This is a genomic window from Pseudomonas sp. WT-JTC (assembly GCF_056711565.1).
Genome location: NZ_CM160042.1, coordinates 3,871,067 through 3,897,412 on the forward strand (window position 1 = coordinate 3,871,067; position 26,346 = coordinate 3,897,412).

General features: G+C 58.7%; 17 protein-coding genes and 2 pseudogenes. 8 read left to right on the top strand and 11 right to left on the bottom strand.

Annotated features, from left to right (window positions below):
- Nucleotides 1–91: 91 nt before the first annotated feature.
- The gene (locus AC06G5_RS17585) at nucleotides 92–562 is read right to left on the bottom strand and encodes a DUF1289 domain-containing protein (RefSeq protein WP_007937731.1); all 471 of its coding nucleotides are present in this window, start codon (nucleotides 560–562) and stop codon (nucleotides 92–94) included.
- Nucleotides 563–1,019: 457 nt separating this feature from the next.
- Here AC06G5_RS17585 and acnB point away from each other — a divergent pair, with 457 nt between their 5' ends.
- Nucleotides 1,020–3,620, top strand: coding sequence for a bifunctional aconitate hydratase 2/2-methylisocitrate dehydratase (acnB, locus tag AC06G5_RS17590; protein ID WP_429368506.1), 2,601 nt, complete (start codon nucleotides 1,020–1,022; stop codon nucleotides 3,618–3,620).
- 172 nt (nucleotides 3,621–3,792) lie between these two features.
- Here acnB and AC06G5_RS17595 read toward each other — a convergent pair whose 3' ends face one another.
- Nucleotides 3,793–5,445 (bottom strand): SulP family inorganic anion transporter, encoded by a 1,653-nt coding sequence (locus AC06G5_RS17595; RefSeq protein WP_480457781.1) that lies wholly within the window; start codon nucleotides 5,443–5,445, stop codon nucleotides 3,793–3,795.
- 676 nt (nucleotides 5,446–6,121) lie between these two features.
- Nucleotides 6,122–7,402 carry a serine/threonine transporter gene (locus AC06G5_RS17600; protein ID WP_480457783.1) on the bottom strand — a complete coding sequence of 427 codons (1,281 nt, stop codon included), beginning with the start codon at nucleotides 7,400–7,402 and terminating at the stop codon, nucleotides 6,122–6,124.
- A gap of 378 nt (nucleotides 7,403–7,780) precedes the next feature.
- Between AC06G5_RS17600 and AC06G5_RS17605 the strand changes: the two are divergent.
- From AC06G5_RS17605 to AC06G5_RS17625, 5 genes and pseudogenes are all read left to right on the top strand, one after another.
- Nucleotides 7,781–8,163, top strand: a pseudogene (locus AC06G5_RS17605) (tautomerase family protein).
- Nucleotides 8,164–8,192: 29 nt separating this feature from the next.
- Entirely contained in the window at nucleotides 8,193–8,780 is a 588-nt protein-coding gene (locus AC06G5_RS17610) for a TetR/AcrR family transcriptional regulator (RefSeq protein ID WP_413428135.1), read from the top strand.
- A 179-nt stretch (nucleotides 8,781–8,959) separates the two neighbouring features.
- Nucleotides 8,960–9,925 (top strand): 2-hydroxyacid dehydrogenase, encoded by a 966-nt coding sequence (locus tag AC06G5_RS17615; protein ID WP_413428136.1) that lies wholly within the window; start codon nucleotides 8,960–8,962, stop codon nucleotides 9,923–9,925.
- Between the two features lie 144 nt (nucleotides 9,926–10,069).
- Nucleotides 10,070–11,137 carry a phosphotransferase family protein gene (locus AC06G5_RS17620; RefSeq protein WP_413428137.1) on the top strand — a complete coding sequence of 356 codons (1,068 nt, stop codon included), beginning with the start codon at nucleotides 10,070–10,072 and terminating at the stop codon, nucleotides 11,135–11,137.
- Nucleotides 11,138–11,262: 125 nt separating this feature from the next.
- The gene (locus AC06G5_RS17625) at nucleotides 11,263–12,030 is read left to right on the top strand and encodes an SDR family oxidoreductase (protein WP_085714718.1); all 768 of its coding nucleotides are present in this window, start codon (nucleotides 11,263–11,265) and stop codon (nucleotides 12,028–12,030) included.
- An 88-nt stretch (nucleotides 12,031–12,118) separates the two neighbouring features.
- Here AC06G5_RS17625 and AC06G5_RS17630 read toward each other — a convergent pair whose 3' ends face one another.
- The gene (locus tag AC06G5_RS17630; protein WP_480457786.1) at nucleotides 12,119–13,102 is read right to left on the bottom strand and encodes a hypothetical protein; all 984 of its coding nucleotides are present in this window, start codon (nucleotides 13,100–13,102) and stop codon (nucleotides 12,119–12,121) included.
- Between the two features lie 231 nt (nucleotides 13,103–13,333).
- On the opposite strand from AC06G5_RS17630, the pseudogene AC06G5_RS17635 reads away from it, so the two are divergent.
- Nucleotides 13,334–13,582: pseudogene (locus AC06G5_RS17635) on the top strand (SDR family oxidoreductase); the annotation flags it as partial.
- A gap of 73 nt (nucleotides 13,583–13,655) precedes the next feature.
- Here AC06G5_RS17635 and AC06G5_RS17640 read toward each other — a convergent pair.
- The 7 genes from AC06G5_RS17640 to AC06G5_RS17670 all read right to left on the bottom strand — a co-directional run bounded on the left by AC06G5_RS17640 (nucleotide 13,656) and on the right by AC06G5_RS17670 (nucleotide 24,307).
- Complete coding sequence (locus tag AC06G5_RS17640; RefSeq protein ID WP_480457788.1) at nucleotides 13,656–15,623, bottom strand: hypothetical protein; 1,968 nt, start codon at nucleotides 15,621–15,623, stop codon at nucleotides 13,656–13,658.
- 15 nt (nucleotides 15,624–15,638) lie between these two features.
- Entirely contained in the window at nucleotides 15,639–17,744 is a 2,106-nt protein-coding gene (locus AC06G5_RS17645) for a hypothetical protein (RefSeq protein ID WP_480457790.1), read from the bottom strand.
- 627 nt (nucleotides 17,745–18,371) lie between these two features.
- Entirely contained in the window at nucleotides 18,372–19,871 is a 1,500-nt protein-coding gene (locus tag AC06G5_RS17650) for a helix-turn-helix transcriptional regulator (RefSeq protein ID WP_413428703.1), read from the bottom strand.
- A 100-nt stretch (nucleotides 19,872–19,971) separates the two neighbouring features.
- Entirely contained in the window at nucleotides 19,972–20,865 is an 894-nt protein-coding gene (locus AC06G5_RS17655) for a sigma-70 family RNA polymerase sigma factor (protein ID WP_480457793.1), read from the bottom strand.
- A 3-nt stretch (nucleotides 20,866–20,868) separates the two neighbouring features.
- Nucleotides 20,869–21,303 (bottom strand): carboxymuconolactone decarboxylase family protein, encoded by a 435-nt coding sequence (locus AC06G5_RS17660; RefSeq protein ID WP_413428701.1) that lies wholly within the window; start codon nucleotides 21,301–21,303, stop codon nucleotides 20,869–20,871.
- Between the two features lie 94 nt (nucleotides 21,304–21,397).
- Entirely contained in the window at nucleotides 21,398–22,681 is a 1,284-nt protein-coding gene (locus AC06G5_RS17665; RefSeq protein WP_480457795.1) for a Zn-dependent hydrolase, read from the bottom strand.
- Nucleotides 22,682–22,822: 141 nt separating this feature from the next.
- Nucleotides 22,823–24,307, bottom strand: a complete 1,485-nt coding sequence (locus AC06G5_RS17670) for an NCS1 family nucleobase:cation symporter-1 (RefSeq protein WP_413428881.1) — start codon at nucleotides 24,305–24,307, stop codon at nucleotides 22,823–22,825.
- Nucleotides 24,308–24,860: 553 nt separating this feature from the next.
- Here AC06G5_RS17670 and hydA point away from each other — a divergent pair.
- Complete coding sequence (gene hydA / locus AC06G5_RS17675) at nucleotides 24,861–26,300, top strand: dihydropyrimidinase (protein WP_413704621.1); 1,440 nt, start codon at nucleotides 24,861–24,863, stop codon at nucleotides 26,298–26,300.
- Nucleotides 26,301–26,346: the final 46 nt, after the last annotated feature.

Genomic DNA, 26,346 nt, shown 5'->3' on the forward strand with positions numbered 1-26,346 from the left:
TCGCGAGCAAGTCGAATCGTCGCACCGCCGCTCCCACATTTGAAATGCATTCCCTTGTGGGAGCGGGCTTGCTCGCGAAGCTTTTCAGGATCTAACCGCCAAAGGCGTCTTTCAGGAACCCCGGCGCAATGTAGCGCTGGTAATGCGCCTCGGAGAGCAGGAAAAATTCCCGATCAATGGCATCGCGCAATTCCGGCAGGTTCCAGTCGCGAAACTCCGGCAGCAACACCATGCCGTAGGCTTCCAGGTTGTTGATCACCCGCGCGCCCCGCGCGATCAACTGGTAGGCCCAGCAGTATTCCGACTGATGGGGCACAAAACGGATCTTGCGTTGCTCCAGCTGCATTCTCAGTAGTGCCGGGTCGAAAATTTCCACCTTGGCGGCCATCACCTGCGACAGCAACTGCTCCAGGCGCAGCCATACCGCGCGCTTCTCTTCCTCGTTGTAACCGTTCCAGTGGATCACTTCGTGGTGGAAACGCTTGCAGCCGCGGCACACCAGGTCTCCGTAAACAGTGGAGCAGAGGCCGACGCAAGGTGTCTTGATGGTCTGATTGGGCATAGATAGGCAAAACGCGAGAAAGCAGGACAGGCCGGCATGTTAGCCCTTTGTCCGCCATTGATCACCCCTCAAAGTTCAGGGCCTTGGGTGAATCGGGGTTTACCGGCCGCCTCCACCAAAGTCCAATAAAACCTGACTTACCTTTAATTTTTTTTTGCCGTAGAATCAGCCTGCCTTTTTAGGCGCCAATGTCCGTTAGAAGCTGTTTTCAAAGCGTCACGAGCACAGTCGTTCCTTCAGAGCGGTGTTGGCGAGGGGTTTTTCCAGCGGGGAAAAGCCCAACGCCAACCCTCATCAGCTCCCGTTCTGCAGGCGTAAAACTTTGAAAGCAGCTTCTGTAAGGAATTGTCGGTAATCCTGGCTAAGTGGCTCACAACGCCATGCAGCGCATGAGTACGGCAATTTCGGGATGAGCGTCCCGGACACCCATTTGGGACCACTGATGAGGGTAATAACTGTGCTTGAAGCCTACCGCAAACATATCGAAGAGCGCGCAGCACTGGGTATCGTTCCCCAGCCGCTAAACGCCGAACAAACTGCAGGCCTGGTCGAGCTGCTGAAAAATCCCCCGGCTGGCGAAGAAGCATTCCTCGTTGACCTGATCACCAATCGCGTTCCGCCAGGCGTGGACGAAGCTGCCTATGTCAAGGCCGGCTTCCTGTCCGCCATCGCCAAAGGCGAAGCCAAATCCCCCCTGATCGACAAGAAGCGCGCTGTTGAACTGCTCGGCACCATGCAGGGCGGCTACAACATCGTGACTCTGGTAAACCTGCTGGACGACGCCGAACTGGCACCAGTAGCTGCCGAAGAACTCAAGCACACCCTGCTGATGTTCGATGCCTTCCACGACGTCGCTGAAAAAGCCAAGAAAGGTAACGTTCACGCCAAAGGCGTGCTGCAATCCTGGGCTGACGGCGAGTGGTTCGTGAAGCGCCCGACCCTGGCCGACAAGATCAGCCTGCGCGTGTTCAAGGTCACCGGCGAAACCAACACCGACGACCTGTCCCCTGCTCCGGATGCCTGGTCCCGTCCGGACATCCCGCTGCACGCCCTGGCCATGCTGAAAATGGCTCGCGACGGCATCGTGCCGGACGAGCAAGGCGTCACCGGTCCGATGAAGCAGATCGAAGAAATGCGCAACGCCGGCTTCCCGATCGCCTACGTCGGCGACGTAGTCGGTACCGGTTCTTCGCGTAAATCGGCGACCAACTCGGTACTGTGGTTCTTCGGCGACGACGTTCCTTACGTGCCGAACAAGCGTGCCGGCGGTTTCTGCTTCGGCAGCAAGATCGCTCCGATCTTCTACAACACCATGGAAGATGCCGGCGCACTGCCAATCGAATTCGACGTATCCAACATGCACATGGGCGACGTGATCGACCTGTACCCGCATGCTGGCAAAGTCTGCAAGCACGGCACCGACGAAGTCCTGACCACCTTCGAAATGAAGACCCCGGTCCTGCTGGACGAAGTTCGCGCTGGCGGCCGTATTCCGCTGATCATCGGCCGTGGCCTGACCGAGAAGGCTCGTGCCGAGCTGGGTCTGCCACCTTCGACCCTGTTCAAGAAGCCTGAAGCACCGGCTGAAAGCACCAAGGGTTTCACCCTGGCGCAGAAAATGGTCGGCAAGGCTTGCGGTGTGACCGGCGTTCGTCCGGGCACCTACTGCGAACCGAAGATGACCACCGTGGGTTCCCAGGACACCACCGGTCCAATGACCCGTGACGAACTCAAAGACCTGGCGTGCCTGGGCTTCTCGACCGACCTGGTGATGCAGTCCTTCTGCCACACCGCGGCTTATCCAAAGCCGATCGACGTGACCACCCACCACACCCTGCCTGACTTCATCATGACCCGCGGCGGCGTTTCCCTGCGTCCGGGCGACGGCATCATCCACTCGTGGCTGAACCGCATGCTGCTGCCGGACACCGTCGGTACCGGTGGTGACTCCCACACCCGTTTCCCGATCGGCATTTCGTTCCCGGCCGGTTCCGGCCTGGTAGCGTTCGCCGCTGCCACCGGCGTCATGCCGCTGGACATGCCTGAGTCGATCCTGGTTCGCTTCAAAGGCGAACTGCAGCCAGGCGTCACCCTGCGTGACCTGGTTCACGCCATTCCTTACTACGCGATCCAGAAAGGCCTGTTGACCGTAGAGAAGAAAGGCAAGAAGAACGCCTTCTCCGGTCGCATCCTGGAGATCGAAGGTCTGCCTAAACTGACCGTAGAGCAAGCGTTCGAACTGTCCGACGCCTCGGCCGAACGTTCGGCTGCCGGTTGCACCATCCAGCTGTCCAAAGAGTCGATCGCCGAGTACCTGCAATCGAACATCACCCTGCTGCGCTGGATGATCGGCGAAGGCTACGGCGATGCGCGTACCCTGGAACGTCGTGCTCAAGCGATGGAAGCCTGGCTGGCCAACCCTGAGCTGCTGGAAGCTGACAAGGACGCTGAATACGCCGAAGTCATCGAGATCGACCTGGCCGACATCAAGGAGCCTGTGCTCTGCGCGCCGAACGACCCGGACGACGCTCGCCTGCTCTCCAGCGTTGCTGGCGAGAAGATCGACGAAGTGTTCATCGGTTCGTGCATGACCAACATCGGTCACTTCCGCGCCGCCGGCAAGTTGCTGGAACAGGTCAAGGGTCAGCTGCCAACCCGTCTGTGGCTGTCGCCGCCGACCAAGATGGACGCTCACCAACTGACCGAAGAAGGCTACTACGGCATCTACGGCAAGGCCGGCGCTCGCATGGAAATGCCAGGCTGCTCGCTGTGCATGGGTAACCAGGCACGTGTAGAGGCCAACTCCACTGTAGTGTCGACGTCGACCCGTAACTTCCCGAACCGTCTGGGTGACGGCGCGAACGTCTACCTGGCTTCGGCCGAGCTGGCGTCCGTGGCCTCCATCCTGGGTCGCCTGCCGACCGTCGAGGAGTACATGGAATACGCTGGCAAGATCGACAGCATGGCGGCCGATGTCTACCGCTACCTGTCCTTCGACCAGATCGCCGAGTTCCGTGAAGCTGCTGCGAACGCCAACATTCCGGTCGTTCAAGCCTAACGTTGCAACGCAATGAAAAACGCCGCCCATCGTGAGATGGACGGCGTTTTTTTATGCCCACGATGGACCACTATCCCCTGTGGGAGCGGGCTTGCTCGCGAAAGCTGTGTGTCAGTCCATACAAATATTGACTGACACTCCCTCTTCGCGAGCAAGCCCGCTCCCACAGGGGTCATGCGTTCAACTGAAGGGCCTGCTGCACCGCACCATCCACGCTCAACCCGCTCAGCACCACAGCGTTGGCCTCCACCTCCGGCAACGCCGCCAGCGCCGCTTGCGCACTGTCCTTGAGACGAGCCAGAGTCAGGCGCTTGCCTTCCTGATGCACCCGCACGAAAAACGCCTGCAACGCCTCGATGCTGGTGCCATCCAGGTCGGGGGATTCCTCAAGACTGAGAATCACTGAATGAACGGGTTCCTGTGAGTGCCGGACCAGACGCAAGGCGCCGCCAAGAATCCGCTCGACGTTGGCAAAGAACAACGCTTCACCCGGACGGACAATCAACACGCCTGGCACTGATTGCGCCGTTGGATGGCGTTGCAGATCGACAAAGTCGTGACCGCCATCGATGCGCCCCAGAATCTGAATATCCGCCGCCGACATCTGCTTGAGCATCAGCAACACACTGATCGCCACCGCCACCAGCAAGCCATCCAGCACCCCCAGCACCAACACGGCACCCACGGCGCAGATCACCAGCAGACGGTCACGGCGCCAGATGAAATACCGTCCCAGCGGCTGCAGGCTCAGACCGCGTCCCAGTGCATGGATAACGATGGCGGCCAGGATCGGCTCCGGGGTCAGGGCGATGTAAGGCAGCACCGTCAGGACAATGACCAGCACCACCAGCGCCGCCACGATACCGGCCAGGCGCGAAGTGGCACCTGCCGCTTCATTGGCCGACGTGGCCGAATACCCCGCGCCGGCCGGCATGCCGTGGAACAGGCCGGACAACAGGTTGCTAGCCCCCAGCGCCAGCAGATCTCGGTTGGAGGTGACGCGGTCCCCATGCTTGAGCGCATAGGCACTGATCGAGCCATAAGACTCCGCATACAGAATCATCACCATGGCGAACGCCAATTCACCCAGACGCAGCCAGTCGGCAAACGGCAGTACCGGCAACTTCGGCACCTCCAGGCTCAGGTCGATCACGCCGATCAGCTTCACGCCATAAGCCGGCAGGTCCAGCCACTGCCCCGCCGCAACGCCAATGACCACCACCAACAAACCACCTGGCAGGCGTCGAAACCGTGCGAACAGCCATAACAAGGCCAATGCCACGGCGCCGACGCCAGCCGCCGCCCAGTTCCATTGCGGCATTTGCTCCAGCAGTTGCGGCAGAAAGCGCACCAGGTTGGCATCGGTCAAATGCACACCGACCACGTTGGCGACCTGCTTGAGAATGATGGTCAGCGCCAGGCCGAAGGCAAAACCGCGCAACACCGGTTTGGCAATGAACGACGTCACGCTGCCGAGCTTGAACAGCCCGGCCAGCAGGAAAAACATCCCGGTCACCAGCACCAGGCCGAAGGCCAGGGTCGAGCGCAGTTGCGGGTCGCCATTGGCCAGGGTGGCGGTCGCGGCGGCCAGCACGGCGGCGGAAGATGAGGTAGCCGAGACGATGGCGAAGCGGCTGGTGCCGAACAGGCCATAACACAACAATCCGGCGAACAAGGCGATCACCCCGGCCTGGGGCGCCAGTGCGGCGATGCCTGAGTAAGCGACCGCCTCGGGCAGCAGCAGGCCGGCAATCGACAAACCTGCCAGCAGGTCCTGCCAGCGATTGGGCGGCTCAACGGGGTTAGGCGGTAAGGCGCTCGACAATCCAGTGTCTCCAGTCGAAAAAAACCCGCTGCGCGAGTGATACGCACAGCCGCCACTGTAGCTCAAAAGCAAAAGATCGCCGCCTGTAGCGAAGCTGAAGTGAACGCACTCCCCTGTAGGAGCGAGCCTGCTCGCGAAAAATCCCAGGACAACACGGGCACCCAGACACCCCCGCGTCATCGTTGACGCCCATCGCGGGCAAGCCCGCTCCTACAGTTTGATCGGGCTACAACTGAAGTGAACGCGCTCCCCTGTAGGAGCGAGCCTGCTCGCGAAAAATCCCAGGACAACACGGGCACCCAGACACCCCGCGTCATCTCTGACATGCTTTTGCTTTGGCTTTTGATCTGCCCTGCCCCATCGGGAGGCCGAGCGCAGGTTCTGCGCAGTAGGTAACCCGGCATGGATGCCGGGTTAGCCGCGTACGGCCATGGATGGCCGATCGCGGCGGGCCCTGTAGGAGCGAGCTTGCTCGCGATGGTCGTCAACGATGACGCTGGGCACCTGACACCCCTCGCGAGCAAGCTCGCTCCTACAGGCTTCTCCAAGTAACCCGCCGTAAAGGCGGAACCAATAGTGGCCATTACCGCAACAATGGATATGTCCACCATCCAAAAAAAAACGGCCAACCCGAAACCCGGATCAGCCGTCATTCACTCACCAAATCAAACAGCAATCACGCACTCAGCGAATAGACCAACGCCGAAATCGCCACCAGACCCACCGCCGTCACGAAGACATTGGACGCCTGACCGCGATAACGTGTCATCGCCGGCACCTTGCGGATGGCATACATCGGCATCAAAAACAGGATCGCCGCAATCACCGGACCACCCAGGGTCTCGATCATGCCGAGGATGCTCGGATTCAACGTAGCGACGACCCAGCACACCACCAACATGAACGCAGCGGTCATGCGGTCCAGCGACTTGGCGGACGGACGCTTGCCGCTCTTGACGATCAGGCCCTTGAGGCCTTCGCTGGCACCGATGTAGTGCCCCAGGAACGACTTGGAAATGGCCACGAAGGCAATCAACGGCGCCGCAAAGGCAATGGTCGGATTGCTGAAGTGGTTGGCCAGGTACGACAGGATCGACAGGTTCTGCGCCTTGGCTTCAGCCAGTTGCGCTGGCGACAGGGTCAGCACGCAGCTGAAGACGAAGAACAGCACCATCACCACCATCAGCAGGTGGGCGCGGGACAGGATCTGCGAACTGCGCTCCTCGGCATGCTCCCCGTAGCGACGCTTCTGGTCCACGGCGAACGCCGAAATGATCGGCGAGTGGTTGAACGAGAACACCATCACCGGAATCGCCAGCCACAAGGTGTGCAACAACGCCGAAGGCGCCGGCACATCGCTGGCGGTGGCCAGGATGCCGCCATTCCAGTGGGGAATCAGGTACACCGCCAGAAACAGCAGGGCGACGATGAACGGGTAGACCATCAGGCTCATGGCCTTGACGATCAGTTGCTCACCACAACGCACCACCGCCAGCAGGCCGAGGATCAGCACCAGCGACAGCACGGCGCGCGGTGGCGGCATGATATGCAGTTGATGCTCAAGGAAACTGCCCACGGTGTTGGTCAGGGCCACGCTGTAGATCAGCAGGATCGGGAAAATGGCGAAGAAGTACAGCAAGGTGATCAGCGCGCCGGCCTTGATCCCGAAATGCTCCTCCACCACCTCGGTGATGTCGGCGCCTTCGCGCCCGGACAGCACGAAGCGGGTCAGCCCACGGTGTGCGTAGAAGGTCATCGGGAACGCCAGCAACGCCAGGACCAGCAGCGGCCAGAATCCGCCCAGACCTGCATTGATCGGTAAAAACAGGGTACCCGCACCAATCGCCGTGCCAAACAGGCCCAGCATCCAGGTGGTGTCTTGGCGATTCCAGCTCGAAAGTGTCGCTGGTGTTGCTGCTACATAGCGTTTGTTGACGCTATTGGCCTGATCATTCATCCGGTGGGATCTCCACATTCCGGTCACTTGCCACCCGGCCGGGACGCGTCGGAATACCCGACAGGCGGCGCCCTGGCCGAAACAGAGGCGCGATTCTGGAGGATTACTGAACAGAAGCAAAGACTTAGGTGAGGGACGGTGGTACCAGGTTGCACCTCTGCCCCCTACCACTGTAGGAGCGAGCTTGCTCCGGGCGGCGTTCCGACGAGGGTCGTCAACGATAACGCTGGAAACCAGACACCCCATGGTGCCCTCGGGTTTCTCGCGAGCGAGCTCGCTCCTACAGGGGTCGCAATCAACGCCAGCCGACGATGTGCGCTTGATAAAGGTTAAACGTCATGTATTTTTAACTGACCTGTATCTTTCCGGAGTCTTCCCATGCCACTGGTTCGCGTCGACATCAAAAAACATCAGGACCCCACCCACGCCAAACGCATCGGCCAATTGATCTACGCCGCCATGCGCAGCACCATCGGTGTGCCGGAGGACGACAACTTCCAGATCCTCGCCGAACACGATGAGCAGCATTTCATCTTTGATCCCGGCTATCTGGGCATCAATCGCACGGACCAGTTGGTGGTGATCCGATCACCATGAGCGAGGCGCGAACCGTCGAGCAGAAAAAACTCCTCTATAAAACCATCGCCGAAAGCCTTCATGCGGAACTGGCCATGCGCCTGGAGGATGTTTTCATCAATCTGGTGGAAGTGAAAAAAGAGAATTGGTCGTTCGGCAACGGGATTGCCCAATACGCCCTCTGATGTTCAACCTGCAGACCCGAGAGTGCCCCATGCCCCGAGTTTCCCGCAAACAAGCCGACCTCAACCGCGAGATCATCGTCGATGCCGCCACACGGCTGTTTCGCGAGCGCGGTTTGCACGGGATCAGTGTTGTCGATGTGATGGCTGCCGCGGGCCTGACCCACGGCGGCTTCTACGGGCACTTCGAATCCAGGGAAGCCCTGGCGCAAGAGGCCAGTGGCCGGGCTTTCGAGCAAGCCGCGCACCGCTGGCAGGCGCGGGTGGCCGAGCATGACAGCAAGGACGCTGCCCGTCGCGCCGTGATCGAACCGTACCTGTCCAGCGAAAGCCGGGACAATCCGGGTGACAGCTGCCCGGTGGTGGCCTTTGCCGGGGACATGTGCCACGAGGCCGCCGAGAGCGGTTTGCGTCAAACCTATATGCAGGGCCTGAACAACCTGCTCGATTCCCTCGGCTCGCTGTTGCAGGCAGAGGACGAAGCCGGCAAACGACAGCAGGCACTGGTGCAGTATTCGTTGATGTTCGGCGCGCTGATGCTGTCCCGGGCTACCCGCGGCGACCCGCTGTCGGATGAAATTCTCGAGGCTGCCCGGGCCGCTCTCGCGCCGTCGAAGTAAAGCGACCTCAACCCTCGCAACAAAACAATCGCCAGCCTCGCCAACCACCACATCGCGCTGCCCGCCAGTGCGCAGGCGTTGTCGCAGGCTGCGATCACTGGTGGTTGCCAAGCTATCCTTAAATCAGCAATCTCAAACGATGTTCGAGCCGATTTTTCGATGCCCACAGGGAGCCAAGCATGCCTGTAACCGTTCTGGTACTGGTTGAAACCATCAATGATTACCTGCCCATCCTGGAACATCAGGGCTTCCACCTGATTCTGGCCCCGACGCCCGCCGAACGCGCCGAAGCCATCGCCCGGCACGCCTGCCAGATCGACGCCGTCCTCACCCGTGGCCCATTGGGGCTGTATACCGATGAAATCGCCGCGCTGCCCAACCTCAAGATCATCTGCGTGATCGGCGCCGGCTATGAACACGTCGACCTGCAGGCCGCCGCCGACCGGGGCATCACCGTCACCAATGGCGCCGGGGTCAACGCCTCGTCCGTCGCCGACCATGCCATGGCGCTGCTGCTGTCGCTGGTACGCGACGTGCCGCGCTGTGATGCCGCCGTACGGCACGGCGAGTGGCCGAAGATCATGCGCCCTTCCCTCGCCGGCAAACGCCTGGGCATCCTTGGCCTCGGCGCGGTCGGCATGGCCATCGCCAAACGCGCCGGTGCCGGTTTCGACATGAGCATCAGCTATCACAACCGCCAGCATCGCAGCGATGCGCCCTACACGTTCTGCTCGACCCCGACCGAACTGGCGCGCGCCTCGGACTTCCTGATCGTCGCCACGCCCGGCGGCCTGGGCACCAAGCACCTGGTCAATCGCCAGGTGCTCGACGCACTGGGTCCCAACGGGTTTATCGTCAACATCGCCCGGGCCAGCGTGATTGCCACCGCCGACCTGATCACCGCCCTGGAGCAACGCCGAATCGCTGGCGCCGCGCTGGATGTGTTCGACGCCGAACCGAAGGTGCCGGATGCGCTCAAGGCCCTGAGCAACGTGATCCTCACACCCCATGTCGCCGGGTTGTCCCCGGAAGCCACCCAGGGCACCGTCGAACTGGTGGGCAAGAACCTCGTGGCGTTTTTCTCCAGACAACCGGTGCTGACGCCGATTGCCTTGCCGCCCGCCATGAGCCGGGTCGCCCATTGAAGGCGATTCAAACAGCTGTATCAAAAACAATGATTGGCCGGCAACACGCTCACCTATAAGAGCGGTTCGCGGTTGTGGGTGCGCAGTGTGCGCATTAGATTAGCCAATAGTTTCAGGCCTCCAGAATAAGCAGAAGGGATAAGCATGGCGCTTAATGACCAGTCCACCCGTATCCGCACCGGCGAAGAGCTCGATGTCAGCCTGATCGATCCGTACCTCAAGGCCCATATTCCGGGGCTCAGCGGCTTGCCACAGATCAGCCAGTTTCCGGGCGGCGCTTCAAACCTCACCTACTTGCTGGAGTACCCCGAACAGGAATTCGTCCTGCGTCGCCCGCCCTTTGGCCACAAAGCCAAATCCGCCCACGACATGGGCCGTGAATTCCGCATCCTCAATCAACTGCGCAACGGTTTTCCGTACTGCCCGAAAGCCTATGTGCACTGCACCGACGAATCGGTGATCGGTGCCGAGTTCTATGTCATGGAACGGGTCAACGGCATCATCCTGCGCTCGGACCTGCCGCCGGAACTGGGCCTGGATTCGGCGAAAACCGAAGCCCTGTGCAAGAGTTTCATCGACAAGTTCGTGGAACTGCATCGCGTTGACTACAACGCCTACGGCCTGGGTGACCTGGGCAAACCCGAAGGCTACGTGGCGCGGCAGATCAAAGGCTGGAGCGATCGCTACGAAAAAGCCCTGACCCCCGATGCGCCGCAATGGGATGTGGTCAAGGCATGGCTCAACGACAAGATGCCGGCCGACCATCCGACCTCCAGCATCGTGCACAACGACTACCGCTTCGACAACGTGATCCTCGACCCGGCCAACCCGATGCAGATCATCGGCGTGCTCGACTGGGAACTGACCACCCTCGGCGACCCGCTGATGGACCTGGGCAACACCCTCGCCTACTGGATCGAAGCCGATGACCCGGCGCCGGTGCAGATGATGCGCCGCCAGCCAAGCCATGCGCCGGGCATGCTGACCCGTCGCGAATTCGTCGATTACTACGCCGAACGTTCGGGCATCCGCATCGACAATTTCGACTTCTACTACACCTACGGCCTGTTCCGCCTGGCCGGCATCGTGCAGCAGATCTACTACCGCTTCTACCATGGCCAGACCCAGGACAAACGCTTCGCGCAGTTCATTCACATGAACAAGCTGCTGGAGCAGATGAGCCTGCAAGTCATCCGCAAATCCAGTCTGTGAACCTGATTCTGCTCGATTACACAGAACCCTGTAGGAGCGAGCTTGCTCGCGAAGGTCGCTAACGATAACGCGCGCTCACTGACCCGACACAGTGCCCTCTACCGACTCGATAACAAGGAAACCCCATGTCCAAGACTCAGTTGTTCGACCTCGACGGCAAGATCGCTTTCGTCTCCGGCGCCAGCCGTGGCATCGGTGAAGCCATCGCCAAACTGCTGGCCCAGCAAGGCGCCCACGTGATCGTCTCGAGCCGCAAGCTTGAAGGCTGCCAACACGTGGCCGACGCGATCATCGCCGCTGGCGGCAAGGCCACCGCCATCGCCTGCCACATCGGCGAAATGGAACAGATCAGCCAGGTCTTCGCCGGCATCAAGGAACAGTTCGGCCGCCTCGACATCCTGGTCAACAACGCCGCGACCAACCCGCAGTTCTGCAACGTGCTGGACACCGACCTCGGCGCCTTCCAGAAAACCGTCGACGTGAACATCCGCGGCTACTTCTTCATGTCGGTCGAAGCCGGCAAACTGATGCGCGAAAACGGTGGCGGCAGCATCATCAACGTGGCGTCGATCAACGGTGTTTCGCCGGGAGTATTCCAAGGCATCTATTCGGTGACCAAGGCTGCGGTGATCAACATGACCAAAGTGTTCGCCAAGGAATGTGCGCAGTTCGGAATTCGTTGCAATGCCCTGTTGCCGGGTTTGACCGATACCAAGTTTGCTTCGGCGCTGGTGAAGAACGAAGCCATTCTGAACACCGCTTTGCAGCAGATTCCGTTGAAACGAGTGGCGGATCCGAGTGAGATGGCCGGCGCGGTGCTTTATCTGGCCAGCGATGCTTCCAGCTACACCACAGGTGTTTCGTTGAACGTGGATGGTGGTTTCCTGTCCTGATCCGGTTTCCGGATGAAAGAAAGGCAGCCATCGGGGCGATTGGCTGCCTTTTGTTCACACTGCTACCAGCGGTCGCTCGGCAATCAAATCAATTTGGCCGGCTAACAAACTCAACCTTCTCCCTTGCCGAATATACTGGAGAATAATCAAAGAAAACCGTCTCTTGCACGTCACGGACAGCCCTCGATACGAAGGTCCAATCCACCCTGCCGCCAGAGGCAACAAACTGTCTTTCCAAAGGTGGATTAAAATCAAACTCACCCGGACTATTCTCGACATATATGCGAGAGACTCCCGCTGAAACCTCCACGCGAAGGCTATAGGAATGATCCGGCACAATAGTTTGAAAGCCGGAAATTTCTTTATTATCTAAAAAATATCTCGCAATAATTTTCCTGCTAATTGGCAAAGACAGCATCGCATCAAGCCCTGCCACAGCAAGTCCGAGTTCAAATGTTCCGTGCTTTTCCGAGGAACTGGTCACCTCCCACCTATAAACCGTCGTATCTTGATTTAAATCCGGGTTCACATTCAGGTCCTGCACTACAACGCCGTCCCCTCTAACCCAGCGTAAACTGACTTTAGCACCATCTAATGGGCTACCCGGTTTAGGAGTTAACGTAATTGTGCGTTTTGAATTTTTCAGATAGGGAACTTCACTATTGGATACGTCAACGCCATCAATTTTAACGACAGCCTCATCCGCCAGATTACGCGAAATCACCAGGCTTCGGTGCTCCCACGGCACCAGCACTTCCCGGCTGAAAAACATCAGGGTGATACGACCGCTCTTGCCAGCGTGCGGCGTAATCTTCCAAATGAACTTGCCATTGACGGGAGCCACCCAAGCGCCAAATTCCGGCGATGCAACAGTTTCCAGACCGCCATTGTCGGCCAGCCCCAAATTGATCTCCCTGGCGATCGCGGATGGAGCCTCCACCGTCACTTCGTTCTCTTGACCGCGGCGCAGAACGAGCTCCACCCCCCATTCCACTTGCTTGCCGTTGATAAACAACGTGGCTTGTTTCCAAGGGCTTGTTACAGCGGTTGCAGCTTTTAATCCGGTGGTCATGACGACGTTTCCTTTTCAGCGTTGGACATAAAAAACAGTCCGTGAACTATCAGGAAAATTCGATGGATCGGAAACTGGCATAACTGATAGGAAAGCTAGAACAAGGTGCGATAAAAACCCAACGTCATTATCAATGGCATGTACAGAATGAAATCAATGCTCCACTCCACAGCGGGATCACTCTCGAATACGGTGCCTGCCTTGGCATCGGCCCGGTAAGGTATCGAGCCGAAATGCGCTCGGTTCGAGATTCGTTGCAACGCCCTGTTGCCGGGTATGACCGATATCAGGTTTGCTTCGGTGCTGGTGAAGAACCAGGCGATTTTAAACACTGCGCTGACATAGACTCCACTGAAGTGCGTAGCGGATCCGAGTGAGATGGCGGGGGCTGCGTTTTATCTGGCGAGTGATGCGTCGAGTTATACGACTGGGGTTTCGTTGAATGTGAACGGGGGTGTCCTGCCCCACAGATTTGAATGAAAGAAAGGCAGCCGATCAGGGCGATTGGCTGCCTTTTGCTCACACTATTACCAGCGGTCGTTTGGCAATCAAATCAAATTTGCCCGCGAACAAACTCAACCTTCTCCCTTGCCGAATATTCTGATGAATAATCAAAGAGAACCGTCTGTTCTGGTTTTTTGTTAATACTCGACAGGAACTGCCAACTTTTCATCCCGCCAGAGGCATCAAACCATGTATTTAAACTTGGAGCAAAAGAATACTCTCCCTGCGAACCATCGACATATATGCGGGAGACTCCAGTTGAAACCTCCACATGAAGGCGATACATCTGTGCCGTTCGAACAGTCTGAACCCCGGAAATTTCTTTTCCATCTAAAAAATATTTCGCAATAATTTTCCTGCTGACGGGCAATGCCAGCATCGTATCAAGCCCTGCTATAGCAAGTCCGAGTTCAAATGTCCCGTGTTTTGCAGAGGGACTGCTCACATCCCAATAATAAGTCCCTGTATCTATATTCAGATTCGGCGTCACGCTTAAATCCTGCGACACAATACCGTCACCCCTGATCCAGCGCAAACTCACGTTGGTACCAGCCAATGGGCTGCCCGGCTTGGGAATTAACGTAATAACGCGCTTTGAACTTTTCAGATAGGGAACTTCATTATTGGATACGTCAACGCCATCAATTTTAACGACAGCCTCATCCGCCAGATTGCTCGAAAGCAACTTGCTGACCGCAACTTTCATTGGAATAGACATGCCCTGTCCTACCACAGAAATTTCGAAGGTGCCGCTTCTGTTGAATCCAGTCAACTGCCAACGCCAGTTTGGTCCTCCTACCCCCCCAAATGGCGGTGCACTTTGTATATCGCCTTCGGATAGCCCCTGTAAAAGCTTACAATTCAACGTAATATTGTGTCCGGCGATCGGACTGCCCGGCTTAGGGACCAGTGTAACTTCCTGAGCCTGCGTCCTTATGAATACATTTCCACGGGAAGGTACACTTTTCCCGCCAATCCTCACCTCAACCTCATCCGCCAGATTGTTCGACAGCAACTTGCTGTCTGCCAAGGTAATCGGTGTGGTCATGCCCCTGCCCGACAAGGCCAATTGGAAGGTGCCACTTCTGGTGTTCCCGACCACTAACCAGGAATGGATAAGTGACTCACTGCCAAAGGCCGGAGCACTCACCACGTCGGTGACACCGAGACCACTTTTGATTGCACAGGTTAACTTGACCGGAAGGCCGGCCAGCGGGCTGTTGGTTTTGGGGGTCAACGTCACCGTTTGCGCCTTGTCCCGGTAAAACCAGTTACCCCCGGCAGGCACGGCGACGCCGCCAATCTTCACGTCGGCCTCATCCGCCAGGTTGTTCGACAGCAACTTGCTGACAGCCAAGGCAATCGGTGTGGTCATGCCCCTGCCCGCCAATGCCAACTGGAAGGTGCCACTTCTGGTTTTCCCGGTGACTACCCAGCTATACGTGGTTTGCTCACTGCCAAAGGCCGGTGCACTCACCACGTCGCCAGCCGACAGTCCGCTTTTGATCCCACAGGTCAGGGTGACCGGAAGACCCGCCAGCGGGCTGTTGGGTTTGGGAGTCAACGTCACCGTTTGGGCCTTGTCCCGGTAAAACCAATTGCCCCCGGCAGGCACGGCGACGCCCTCAATCTTCACGTCTGCCTCATCCGCCAGGTTGCCCGAAATCACCAGGCTTCGGCTCTCCCACGGCACCAGCACTTCCCGGCTGAAAAACACCAGAGTGATACGACCACTCTTGCCAGCGCCCGGCGTAATCTTCCAAATGAACTTGCCATTGACGGGAGCCACCCAATCGCCAAATTTTGGCGATGCAACAGCTTCCAGACCGCCATTGTCAGCCAGCCCCAGATTGATTTCCCTGGCGATCGTGGATGGAGCCTCCACCGTCACTTCGTTCTCCTGCCCGCGGAGCAAAACGAGCTCCGCCCCCCATTCCACTTGCTTGCCGTTGATAAACAACGTGGCTTGTTCCCATGGGCTTGGTGCAGCGGTTGCAACTTTTAATTCGGTGGTCATGACGACGTTTCCTTTTCAGCGTTGGACATAAAAAACAGTCCGTGAACTATCAGGAAAAATCGATGCACCGGTAACTGGCATAACTGAGGGGGCAGCTAGAACAAGGTGTGATAAAAACCCCAATTTCATTATCAACATCATGTAGAGAATGAAATCAGGGCCTGACTCGGCAGCGGGATCACTCTCGCATTCGATGCCCGCCATGCCCTTGCACGCCAATGCCAGCTGGAAGGTACCACTTCTGGTTTTCCCGGTGACTGCCCAGCTATACGTGGTTTGCTCACTGCCAAAGGCCGGTGCACTCACCACGTCGGCGATTACCAGTCCGTTTCTGATGGCGCAGGTCAGGGTGACTGGAAGGCCAGCCAGCGGGCTGCCTGATTTGGGGGTCAGCGTCACCGTTTGCGCCTTGTCCCGGTAAAACCAATTGCCCCCGGCAGGAACGGCAACGCCGCCAATCTTCACGTCTGCCTCATCCGCCAGATTGCTCGACAGCAACCGACACCCCAGCGGCATCGATTGCTCCACTTGGGGAACGTCTATGAGCAACTCAAACAAACCGCTTTGGGTTTGCCCGCCGGTTACCGTCCACTGCAATCCTGCCTGTGTGAGCGGTCGTGCCTGGTTCAACGCAGGGTTATACGTCATGCCCAACTCCGCGCCACTGCCTTTTTTCAGCGCGACATTCAGCCCTATCAATGAGCTGGCAGCCTTGGGGACGAGTTCTACTGTGTAAGTGTCTGCACGAAAGAACAGCAGCTCAGGTCGAGCCAGGTCGACAGGCTGACCATTGATCTTGAGCGATTGAAATTCATCGGCAGTGATTTTCGACAGCACCCGACTTTCGATACTTAATGGCGTTTCAACATCAACACAGACGACCTGCAACGTAAACACACTACTACGATCACCGCCGGTCACCTGCCACTCCAACTTCAGATTGTCCGGGACTATTCGCAGCGTTTTGAGGGGCGGGTCATAGGTCATGCCCGGGTTGCCGGTTTCTTCCAGTGCCACGCTCAGCCCACGCATGGACTCTGCAAAGGTTATGGTGAGCGGACGCGTTTCCTTGCGGAAGAACACCGCGCCGAAGTCTGAAACCTCACTTGCGCTCACCTCGATTTTTGTGACTTCGTCCTTCAGGTTCGCCGAAAGCAGATGCCCGGTGATTTCCCAGTCGCGCTTGAGTTTCGAGCAGTGCATCTGCAGTTTGAACAAACCGCTTTTGGCGCTGACAGGTGAGGTCAGATTCCATGTCAGCTCGGTGCCCTCCATTGGGCGTTCGACATTCAAATCCGGATTGAACGTAAGCCCCAAAGCCTTGGCATCCGCGGACTTGAGTGACACCGTGGAGCCTTCAAGCAGCTTGTTTTGATTCAACAGCTTTAACGACAATGGCTTGCCACGCGTGCAAACCACGCCTCGCTCAAGCACATCGGGTTCAGTCTTGCCGTTGACCTGTATCAGCGCGTCATTGCCCCATGGGGTGAGCGCCAAGGCATGGACCGGCATCTCTTTACGGAAGTAGCCTTGCTCGTAATAGAGGCTCGGCACAGTGACGTTGATGAGGTGAATCCCTGCCTTTGTTGGCTTGAAGTTGTAAGGCGTGACCCAACCTGTTGCATCAGGATCGGCCGGCTGAAGGTCTTGCTCTTCCAGCTTCCATTTCGCCGGAAATGGCACGGACTCTTTTGTGTAGTAGGAAATTTCCCGTGCCTTGAGGATCGCCTCTTCGCCGTACTCAATTACCTGAAATTGCTCGTTGCCGCTGGCATCGACAAAATCGATTCGGTGATGGCCCAGCGACACATCAACCTTGTACGCAGGTGAAGTGAACTCGGTTTGAGCCCATAGCTGAAACGCCTTCACTTCAGCGTTGGACGGTTGGTGGGGGCAATCGATTAGCCAGGTAGCGCCCTGTTCCTGAAAATGTTGATAAACAGTGATGTTCGGGTTGGTAGTGACGGGCAATTCAGGTTCGGCGGGATTTTTGTTCAGGCTCACGCCCTGATTGCTCCACGGGCTGTCCGCCGCAGCCTTGACCGTAAAATCGTGTTTAGCACCATGACAGATATAAAGTGGTCCAGCGGCCATCAACTCGGAATTGCGATTGCCTGCCATTACGTCATTCTCCCGATCATTGCAGCAGAGTGAAAAACGGTGTGTTTTTCACTATCTGAGAAATACCGGGTAGCGACTACTGTCAGAAATAACAGCAACAAAGATCATTCGGCAATAAAAACCGACCGTCTGATACCAACTTTTACCGATTTACCATTCAGCATGACCGCGCCGTTCAACAGCGCGGCCGTCACACCGGCTTACTGGGTAATGCACCGAGTCGTGGTGGTGATTCGGGTCACTTGCCCGTCTTCGGCCCGTACATCGCCCAGCACATCGGTTTTATCCATGGCCTGGCAGGTTCGTTCAGGAGGGGGTGGAGTGACTGCTGGAGGGGGTGGCGGACTGGAACAACCGCCGAGAATCGCCACGCAGAATGCCAGCGACACAGGTGAGATAACGCGTTTCCCAAGAATTTTCATAGGTTGACCCGCGATGAGTGATCGACACATTTTTGTGACAACAGAACCGGTGCGGAAAATCCACACACCTGTCAAAAAAAATAAATATCTGCGAATCACTCATAGCCCGGCCGGCGAGCGATGCCAGTAAAAGCTGGCAGTTCTTACATCATCAGGTCAGGGCGTTGCAGGGAATTACTCTACAGTTCGTAGCGCTATTCTTCGATCAGGGTGACGACCGTTTACACCGCCATTCACTGGAGAACAGCCCCCGCTCCCGCGCCCAGACAATCGCCTCGCTGCGGCTATGCACATCGATTTTCGAATACACCGCTGCCACACGATTGCGCACCGTGTTCGGCGCCAATTTCAGGCGCGCGGCGATTTCCTTGTCGGCCAGGCCTTCGCATATCAGGCTCAGCACATCGTGCTCACGGGTGGTCAGGTCGGTGAAGGACTCGCCGGGCAATTTCGGTGAGTTGACACGCTTCACGTTGGCGAGTTTTTCCATCAGCGTGCGGCTGAACCACGAGGCGTCCTTCATCACCTCTTCGATGGTCGCCACCAGTTCCAGCTCAGTGCGCTTGCGCTCGGTGATGTCTATCAGCACCAGCAGATGGCACCGGCGGTCCTGAATGTTCACGGTGTCTGCCGACACCACGTAATCGATCAGCCCGGCGTCCTTTCGGCGTACACGCACATCGATGCGGTCCAGGCTTGCAGACTTCTCCAATGCTGCGAAAAGCCGCATGCGTACTCCCTTGTCGACGATGAAATCGATCTGCGCGATGCTCTTGCCGAGGACCTCTTCGCGGGAATACCCGAGGGTATCGAGGAAGGCTTCATTCACATCCAGCACCACTTGATTGCGGGCCGCACAGACCAGGATCGGCACCGGGGACAGGCGAAATGCCTTGGCAAATCGTTCTTCGCTCTGGCGCAGGGCAGCTTCGACCTTGCGTCGCGGCTCCATGTCGACGAAGGAAAACAACAGGCAGGCTTCGCCGTTGAGCTCCAGCGGCTGGCCGGCCACGATCACTTGCTTGCTGCCACCGCCGGCCAAGCGCAGCTCGGCCTGCATTTGCGGTATGGTCGCGCCTTCGCGCAGGCGCTGCCTGGCCAGCTCCTTGTTTTCGGCCTGATCCAATACGTCAAGCTCATGGGTCGATGTACCGATCACTTGGTCACGGGTGTAACCGGTCATCTCGAGGAACCCGGGGTTGACCTTGATGTAGCGCAAGTCGCTGAGGCGGCAGATCACAGCGGGGGCCGGGTTGGAGGCGAAGGTTTTCTCGAAACGTTGCTCGGCGTTGGCCCGGTCGGTGACATCGTCCATGATCAACACCAGCGATTGCGGCTCGCCACGGCTGTCGGCCAATACCAGGCTGCGCACGCGATGGACCCAGGTACGCTCTTCGTCCGCCACCGACGTCACTTCCACCAGCACATCGCTGAACGTCTCGCCGCGCCCCACCCGGTTGATCGGGTAGCTGTCGACGGGCACCACATGGTTGTTGCGATAGCGCAAGGCGAAGCGCTTGGCATACGCCTTGGCGTTGGCACCCAGGTCACTGACTTGCGCGACACCGTGCATGGCCAGCGCTGCCGCGTTGGCCCACAGAATGCTCTGGTCGAGATCGAGCAGTATCACCCCGTCGGACAGACCATCGATGATCTGCTGCAACTGGCGCCGATTGGTTTCCGTGGTCAAAACGTCCTGGCTCATGGTGACTCCACAAGTAGGGGGAACCCGTGAAGAGTAAGACCGCAGACCTGTCTGATCGTGCGAAGTACCTGTGGGATCTGCATCATTTCGGGATGTCTGACTAGTGCACGTTCAGCGCCGCCTCCAGCCCCGCCAGCTTGTCCGGATTACGCATGATGAAAATCCGGCTCACCCGCCCCGCTTCATCAAAACCAAAGGTCATCGACGCCGTGATAACGCCGTCGGCCTTGATGACGACACCTTGGGCGCCATTGATTTCAATGGGCAGCCATTCGCACGCCTGCCAATAGTTGTGCAACGACTGACCGATGAAATCCAGCACGCGCGCGATACCCGACAGGGTTTCGCGGATGGCCGGGGCCTTGCCGCCGCTGTCGGCGCAGAGTTCAACGTCTTCGCTCAGCATGGCACTCAAGGAAACGGTCGAGCCGCTGGCGATAGCGCCGTGAAACGCACTCAACAATTGAGTTTGACGCACGGGCTCCGGTTGGTAACGGGCGTGCCCGTTACCCAGGCTCGCCTTGGCCCGGGACACCAGCTTGCGGCAAGCGGCTTCCTGCACCCCGACCGCATCGGCGACCTGCGGGTAATCCATGTCAAAGATTTCGTGGAGCAGGTACGCCGCGCGCTCCTTGGGTGTCAGGCGCTCCAGCAGCAACATGAACGCGGTGGACAATGACGAGGCCAGTTCGAGCCGGTGCTCGGGTGAGTCCTGATGGGTGGTGTGAATCGGTTCCGGCAGCCAGGTGCCGAAGTAGTCGACCCGGGATGCGTGCGCCGAGCGCAGCACATCGATGCAGTGCCGGGTGCAGGCCGTGGTCAGCCAGGCGGCCGGCGTGGCGATGGAGGCCCGGTCGGCCTCCAGCCACTTGATGAACAACTCTTGCACCGCATCCTCGGCTTCGGCGCGCGAGCCAAGAATGCAATAGGCCAGGCCGAGCAAAAAGGGCCGGCGCTGCTCGAACACAATGGCGGCGTTTTCAGCGCAGTTCATCAATCAGTGCCTCGACACCTGCAAGCGGTTCCACAGGTTGATCATGCCGATCTCGGCCGTCAAGGCACCGATCTGTTCGTCGTTGAAATGCGCCCTCAACTCACCGCGCAGGCTGGCGTAATCGTTTTTTTCATCCAGCAGCGTCAAGGCTTCGGTCCACGCCAGCGCGGCGCGCTCCGAAGCGCTGAAATCACTGACGTGACGCCAGACGATCAGGCGATCCAGGCGCTCATTGGTTTCATTGGCTTCCCGGGCCTCGCGGGTGTGCATCTTCACGCAGAAACCGCACTGGTTGATCTGCGAGGCACGCAGGTGGATCAAGTGCTTGAGGGAGGGATCGAGATCATGCTGATCGAGCACGACATGGACCTGAGTCAGGCTTTCGAAAACCTGTGGGATCGATTGCAGCAGGTTGACCGGTTGGGTATTGGACGACATCGCGTTGCTCCACTGATTGAGGGATTCAACAGGATGACGATTGAGGATTGCCCGTTGTGACGTGCGCCGAACAATTCAGCGCACGTCACAGGGTTCAGGCAGTCAACGCCTCCTTCGCCACCGCCGCCGAAGCCGCCAGCATTGCCCGCAACAGCACCGCACAGCCGGCCGCGAGGTCGTCCGGCGCGGCGTTTTCGATTTCGTTGTGGCTGATACCGCCTTCGCACGGCACGAAGATCATCCCGGCCGGGCCGAGTTCAGCGAGGAAGATCGCGTCGTGTCCTGCGCCACTGACGATGTCCATGTGCGAAAGGCCCAGGCCTTGGGCGGCGCCGCGCACGGCTTCGACACAGCCCTTGTCGAAGTACAGCGGCGGGAAGTCGGCGGTTGGGGTCAGTTCGAACGTCAGGCCGTGTTCTTCGCAGGTGGTTTCGATGACTTCTCGCACTTCGGCGATCATCGAGTCCAGGCGTTCCGGTTCCAGATGGCGGAAGTCCAGGGTCATGCGTACTTCGCCGGGGATGACGTTGCGCGAGCCGGGATAGGCTTGCAGGCAACCGACAGTGCCGCAGGCGTGGGGCTGATGGCCGAGGGCGGCACGGTTGACCGCACCGACAATCACCGCGGCACCGACCAGGGCATCCTTGCGCAGGTGCATCGGGGTCGGGCCGGCGTGGGCTTCGACGCCGCGCAGTTTCAGGTCGAACCATTTCTGCCCGAGGGCGCCCATGACCACGCCTATGGTCTTGCGTTCGTCTTCAAGGATCGGGCCTTGCTCGATGTGGGCTTCGAAATAGGCGCCCACCGCATGGCCACTGACCTGACGCTGGCCCGCGTAACCGATGGCGTTCAAGGCCTGCCCCACGGTGACGCCATCGGCATCGACCTTGGCCAGGGTTTCCTCGAGGGTGAATTTTTCCGCGAACACGCCGGAACCCATCATGCACGGGGCAAAGCGCGAGCCTTCTTCGTTGGTCCAGACCACCACTTCCAGCGGCGCCTCGGTTTCGATGTTCAGGTCATTGAGGGTGCGCAGCACTTCGACGCCGGCCAATACACCGAAGCAGCCATCGAACTTGCCGCCGGTGGGCTGGGTGTCGATGTGGCTGCCGGTCATCACCGGCGGCAGGTCGGGATTGCGTCCGGGGCGCCGGGCGAAGATATTGCCGACGGCGTCGATGCTGACGGTGCAGCCGGCATCGATACACCATTTGACGAAGATGTCCCGGGCCTGGCGGTCGAGATCGGTCAGGGCCAGACGACACACGCCCCCCTTGACCGTGGCGCCAAGCCTGGCCAGATCCATGAGCGACTGCCACAGGCGGTCGCGGTTGATGTGCTGATGGCTGGACTGCAGAACGTCGACGGCAGCGTTCATGATGATCTCCTCAGGCAGTTCTTGTGTGTTTCTTCAAGCAATTCGGTGGTGTATGCGCGGCCGTCTTCGCGAGCAAGCCCGCTCCCACAGGGGAATGCATTCCAAATGTGGGAGCGGGCTTGCTCGCGAAGAGGCCAGTCGTCACACCGGAGATTTCACTACCGATGGATCGACTCGCATCACACTCAACCCGTAATAAATAACCCCGCCCAGCGCCGAGCCAGTGAACCAGCCATAGCTGTAGAACCAGTTGAAGGCATCGCTGCCCAGGGACAGCAGCGTCAACACCACCGGCACGCCGAAGGCCATGAAGCCGCACCAGTTCCACGCCGGATACACGTCATCGCGGTACAGGCCGGCAAGGTCCAGTTGCTGTTTCTTGATCAGGAAATAGTCCACCACCATGATCCCGGCAATCGGCCCCAGCAGGCTCGAATAGCCAAGCAACCAGTTGGAATAAACGGTTTCCAGACTGAGATCCGAGACGATCAGGCCAAGCTTTTTCAGCAGTTCATGGGCCATCAACGCCAATCCGACGAATCCGGTAAGCAGCACGGCGTTGGTGCGGTTGATCACCTTGGGAGCGATGTTCTGGAAGTCATTGGTCGGCGACACGATATTCGCCGCGGTATTGGTCGACAGCGTGGCGATGATGATCAGCGCCATTGCCAGTGCGACCCACACCGGGCTCTGGATATGACCGATCAGAGTCACCGGATCGGAAACCGTCACGCCCACCAGCTTCACCGAGGCCGCGGTCATCACCACACCCAGGGAGGCAAACAGGAACATGGTCAGCGGCAGGCCGATGATCTGCCCGACAATCTGGTCCTTCTGGCTTTTTGCGTAGCGGCTGAAGTCCGGAATGTTGAGTGACAGCGTGGCCCAGAAGCCGACCATCGCGGTCAGCCCGGCGGCGAAGTAACTGGCCACCCCGGCGCCTTCGGGACGTTTGGCCGGAATCGCCAGCAACTCGGTCATCGAAACGTTCGGCATGGCCCAGACCAGCAGCCCTACGCCCACCAGCACCAACAGCGGTGCGGACAGGGTTTCCAGCCATTTGATCGACTCGGCGCCGCGAATCACCACCCACAGGTTCAGCGCCCAGAACACCATGAAGCCGATGACCTCGCCGGTGCCACCCAGGGATTTCCAGCCCTCGAACACCGAACCGAGGAACAGGTGAATCGCCAAGCCGCCGAACATGGTCTGGATGCCGAACCAGCCACACGCCACCAGGGCGCGGATCAGGCACGGAATGTTGGAGCCGAGCACGCCGAAGGACGAGCGCAGCAACACCGGAAAGGGAATGCCGTACTTCGTGCCGGGAAAGGCGTTGAGTGTCAGGGGGATCAGCACGATGATGTTGGCCAGCAGAATCGCCAGCAGCGCTTCACCGACGGTCAGGCCGAAGTACGCGGTCAACACCCCGCCGAGGGTGTAGGTCGGCACGCAGATCGCCATGCCCACCCACAGCGCGGTGATGTGCCATTTGTTCCAGGTGCGTTCGCGCACCTTGGTCGGTGCAATGTCGTGGTTGTAACGGGGACTGTCGAGGACATCGCTCCCGGCTTCCAGCTCAAACAAGCCGTCGCGCTCGGTCACTTGCGATCTGATCTGTTGCATGGCCGCTCCACTGTTCTTTGAATTATTTTTTTGCTCATCGCAGGCTCGCGGCATCAATAAACGTGCCGGGTGCCCCGTTTGCGCATCGGGCAGTTCCATAAACACTTTGTAAACAACTGATGTTTATCAGTTTTATTGGGTCATCGATGCAGTCCTCGGTTACTTGCCTTGCCACTCAGGCCGAATGCCAACCAAGTTGTCCGAACAGTCAGGACTCAATCTGGTGCATTGATCTTTTTTCAATGGCTGCGCATCGATCATAGACCCTGCTCAAACAGCTGATTTCACGTAAGAAATCTTGACCATATTTCGAACCTGTCAAGTGCGTCAAAATGGTGAGCAGCCTCACCATTTTGGTGATTCCAGCATTTTGTCGTTATTTATCAATTAGTTAATATCAATATAAGCTTATAAAAAATATTCTTGCCGATTCGGGAAACTGCAGCTAGCGTTTATTCCTGACAGCACTGACAGGAATCATTCTGTGCGGGCTGTTTTTATATAAAACATCTAGAACCGGCATAAGCCGGTCAATGCCTGCGAGGAACTCGGAATGTCTCTGTTGATCCGTGGCGCCACCGTTATTACCCATGATGAAAGTTATCGCGCCGATGTATATTGCGCAGACGGCGTGATCAAGGCCATCGGCGAAAACCTCGATGTTCCTCCAGGAGCCGAAGTGCTCGACGGCAGCGGTCAATACCTGATGCCCGGCGGCATCGACCCGCACACCCACATGCAACTGCCCTTCATGGGCACGGTAGCCAGCGAAGACTTTTACAGTGGCACGGCGGCGGGACTGGCCGGCGGCACCACGTCGATCATCGACTTCGTGATTCCCAATCCGCAGCAATCCTTGCTCGAAGCCTTCCATCAGTGGCGCGGCTGGGCCGAGAAGTCAGCGTCGGACTACGGCTTTCACGTCGCCATTACCTGGTGGAGCGAACAAGTCCGCGAGGAGATGGCCGAGCTGGTCAGCCAGCATGGCGTTAACAGCTTCAAGCATTTCATGGCCTACAAGAACGCGATCATGGCCGCCGATGACACCCTGGTGGCGAGTTTCGAACGCTGCCTGGAACTGGGCGCGGTGCCGACCGTTCATGCGGAAAACGGTGAACTGGTCTATCACCTGCAACGCAAACTGATGGCCCAAGGCATTACCGGGCCGGAAGCGCATCCGCTGTCACGGCCGTCACAGGTTGAAGGCGAGGCCGCGAGCCGGGCGATCCGCATCGCCGAAACCCTGGGTACGCCGCTGTATCTGGTTCACGTTTCGACCAAGGAAGCCCTGGATGAAATCACCTACGCCCGGGGCAAGGGCCAGCCGGTTTACGGCGAAGTGCTGGCCGGGCACCTGCTGCTGGACGACAGCGTCTACCGTGATCCGGACTGGCAAACCGCAGCCGGTTATGTGATGAGCCCGCCGTTCCGCCCTCGCGGCCATCAGGAAGCACTCTGGCATGGTCTGCAATCGGGCAACCTGCACACCACCGCCACCGACCACTGCTGCTTCTGCGCCGAGCAAAAAGCCGCTGGCCGCGACGACTTCAGCAAGATCCCCAACGGCACCGCCGGCATCGAAGACCGCATGGCGGTGTTGTGGGATGAAGGCGTGAACACCGGACGCTTCTCGATGCAGCAATTTGTCGCGCTGACGTCCACCAACACGGCGAAGATCTTCAACCTCTACCCACGCAAAGGCGCGATCCGCGTCGGTGCCGATGCCGACCTGGTGCTGTGGGACCCGCAAGGCACGCGGACCATTTCCGCCAAGACCCACCATCAGCAGGTGGACTTCAACATCTTCGAAGGCAAGACCGTGCGCGGCGTGCCCAGCCACACCATCAGCCAGGGCCGCGTGGTCTGGGCCGACGGCGACCTGCGGGCCGAGCGCGGCGCCGGGCGCTACATCGAACGGCCGGCGTACCCGGCGGTGTTTGATTTGCTGAGCAAGCGGGCGGAGCAGCACAAGCCAACTCCTGTGAAACGCTGAAATCGAGGCCTTCGGCCTTCGCGAGCAAGCCCGCTCCCACAGGGGA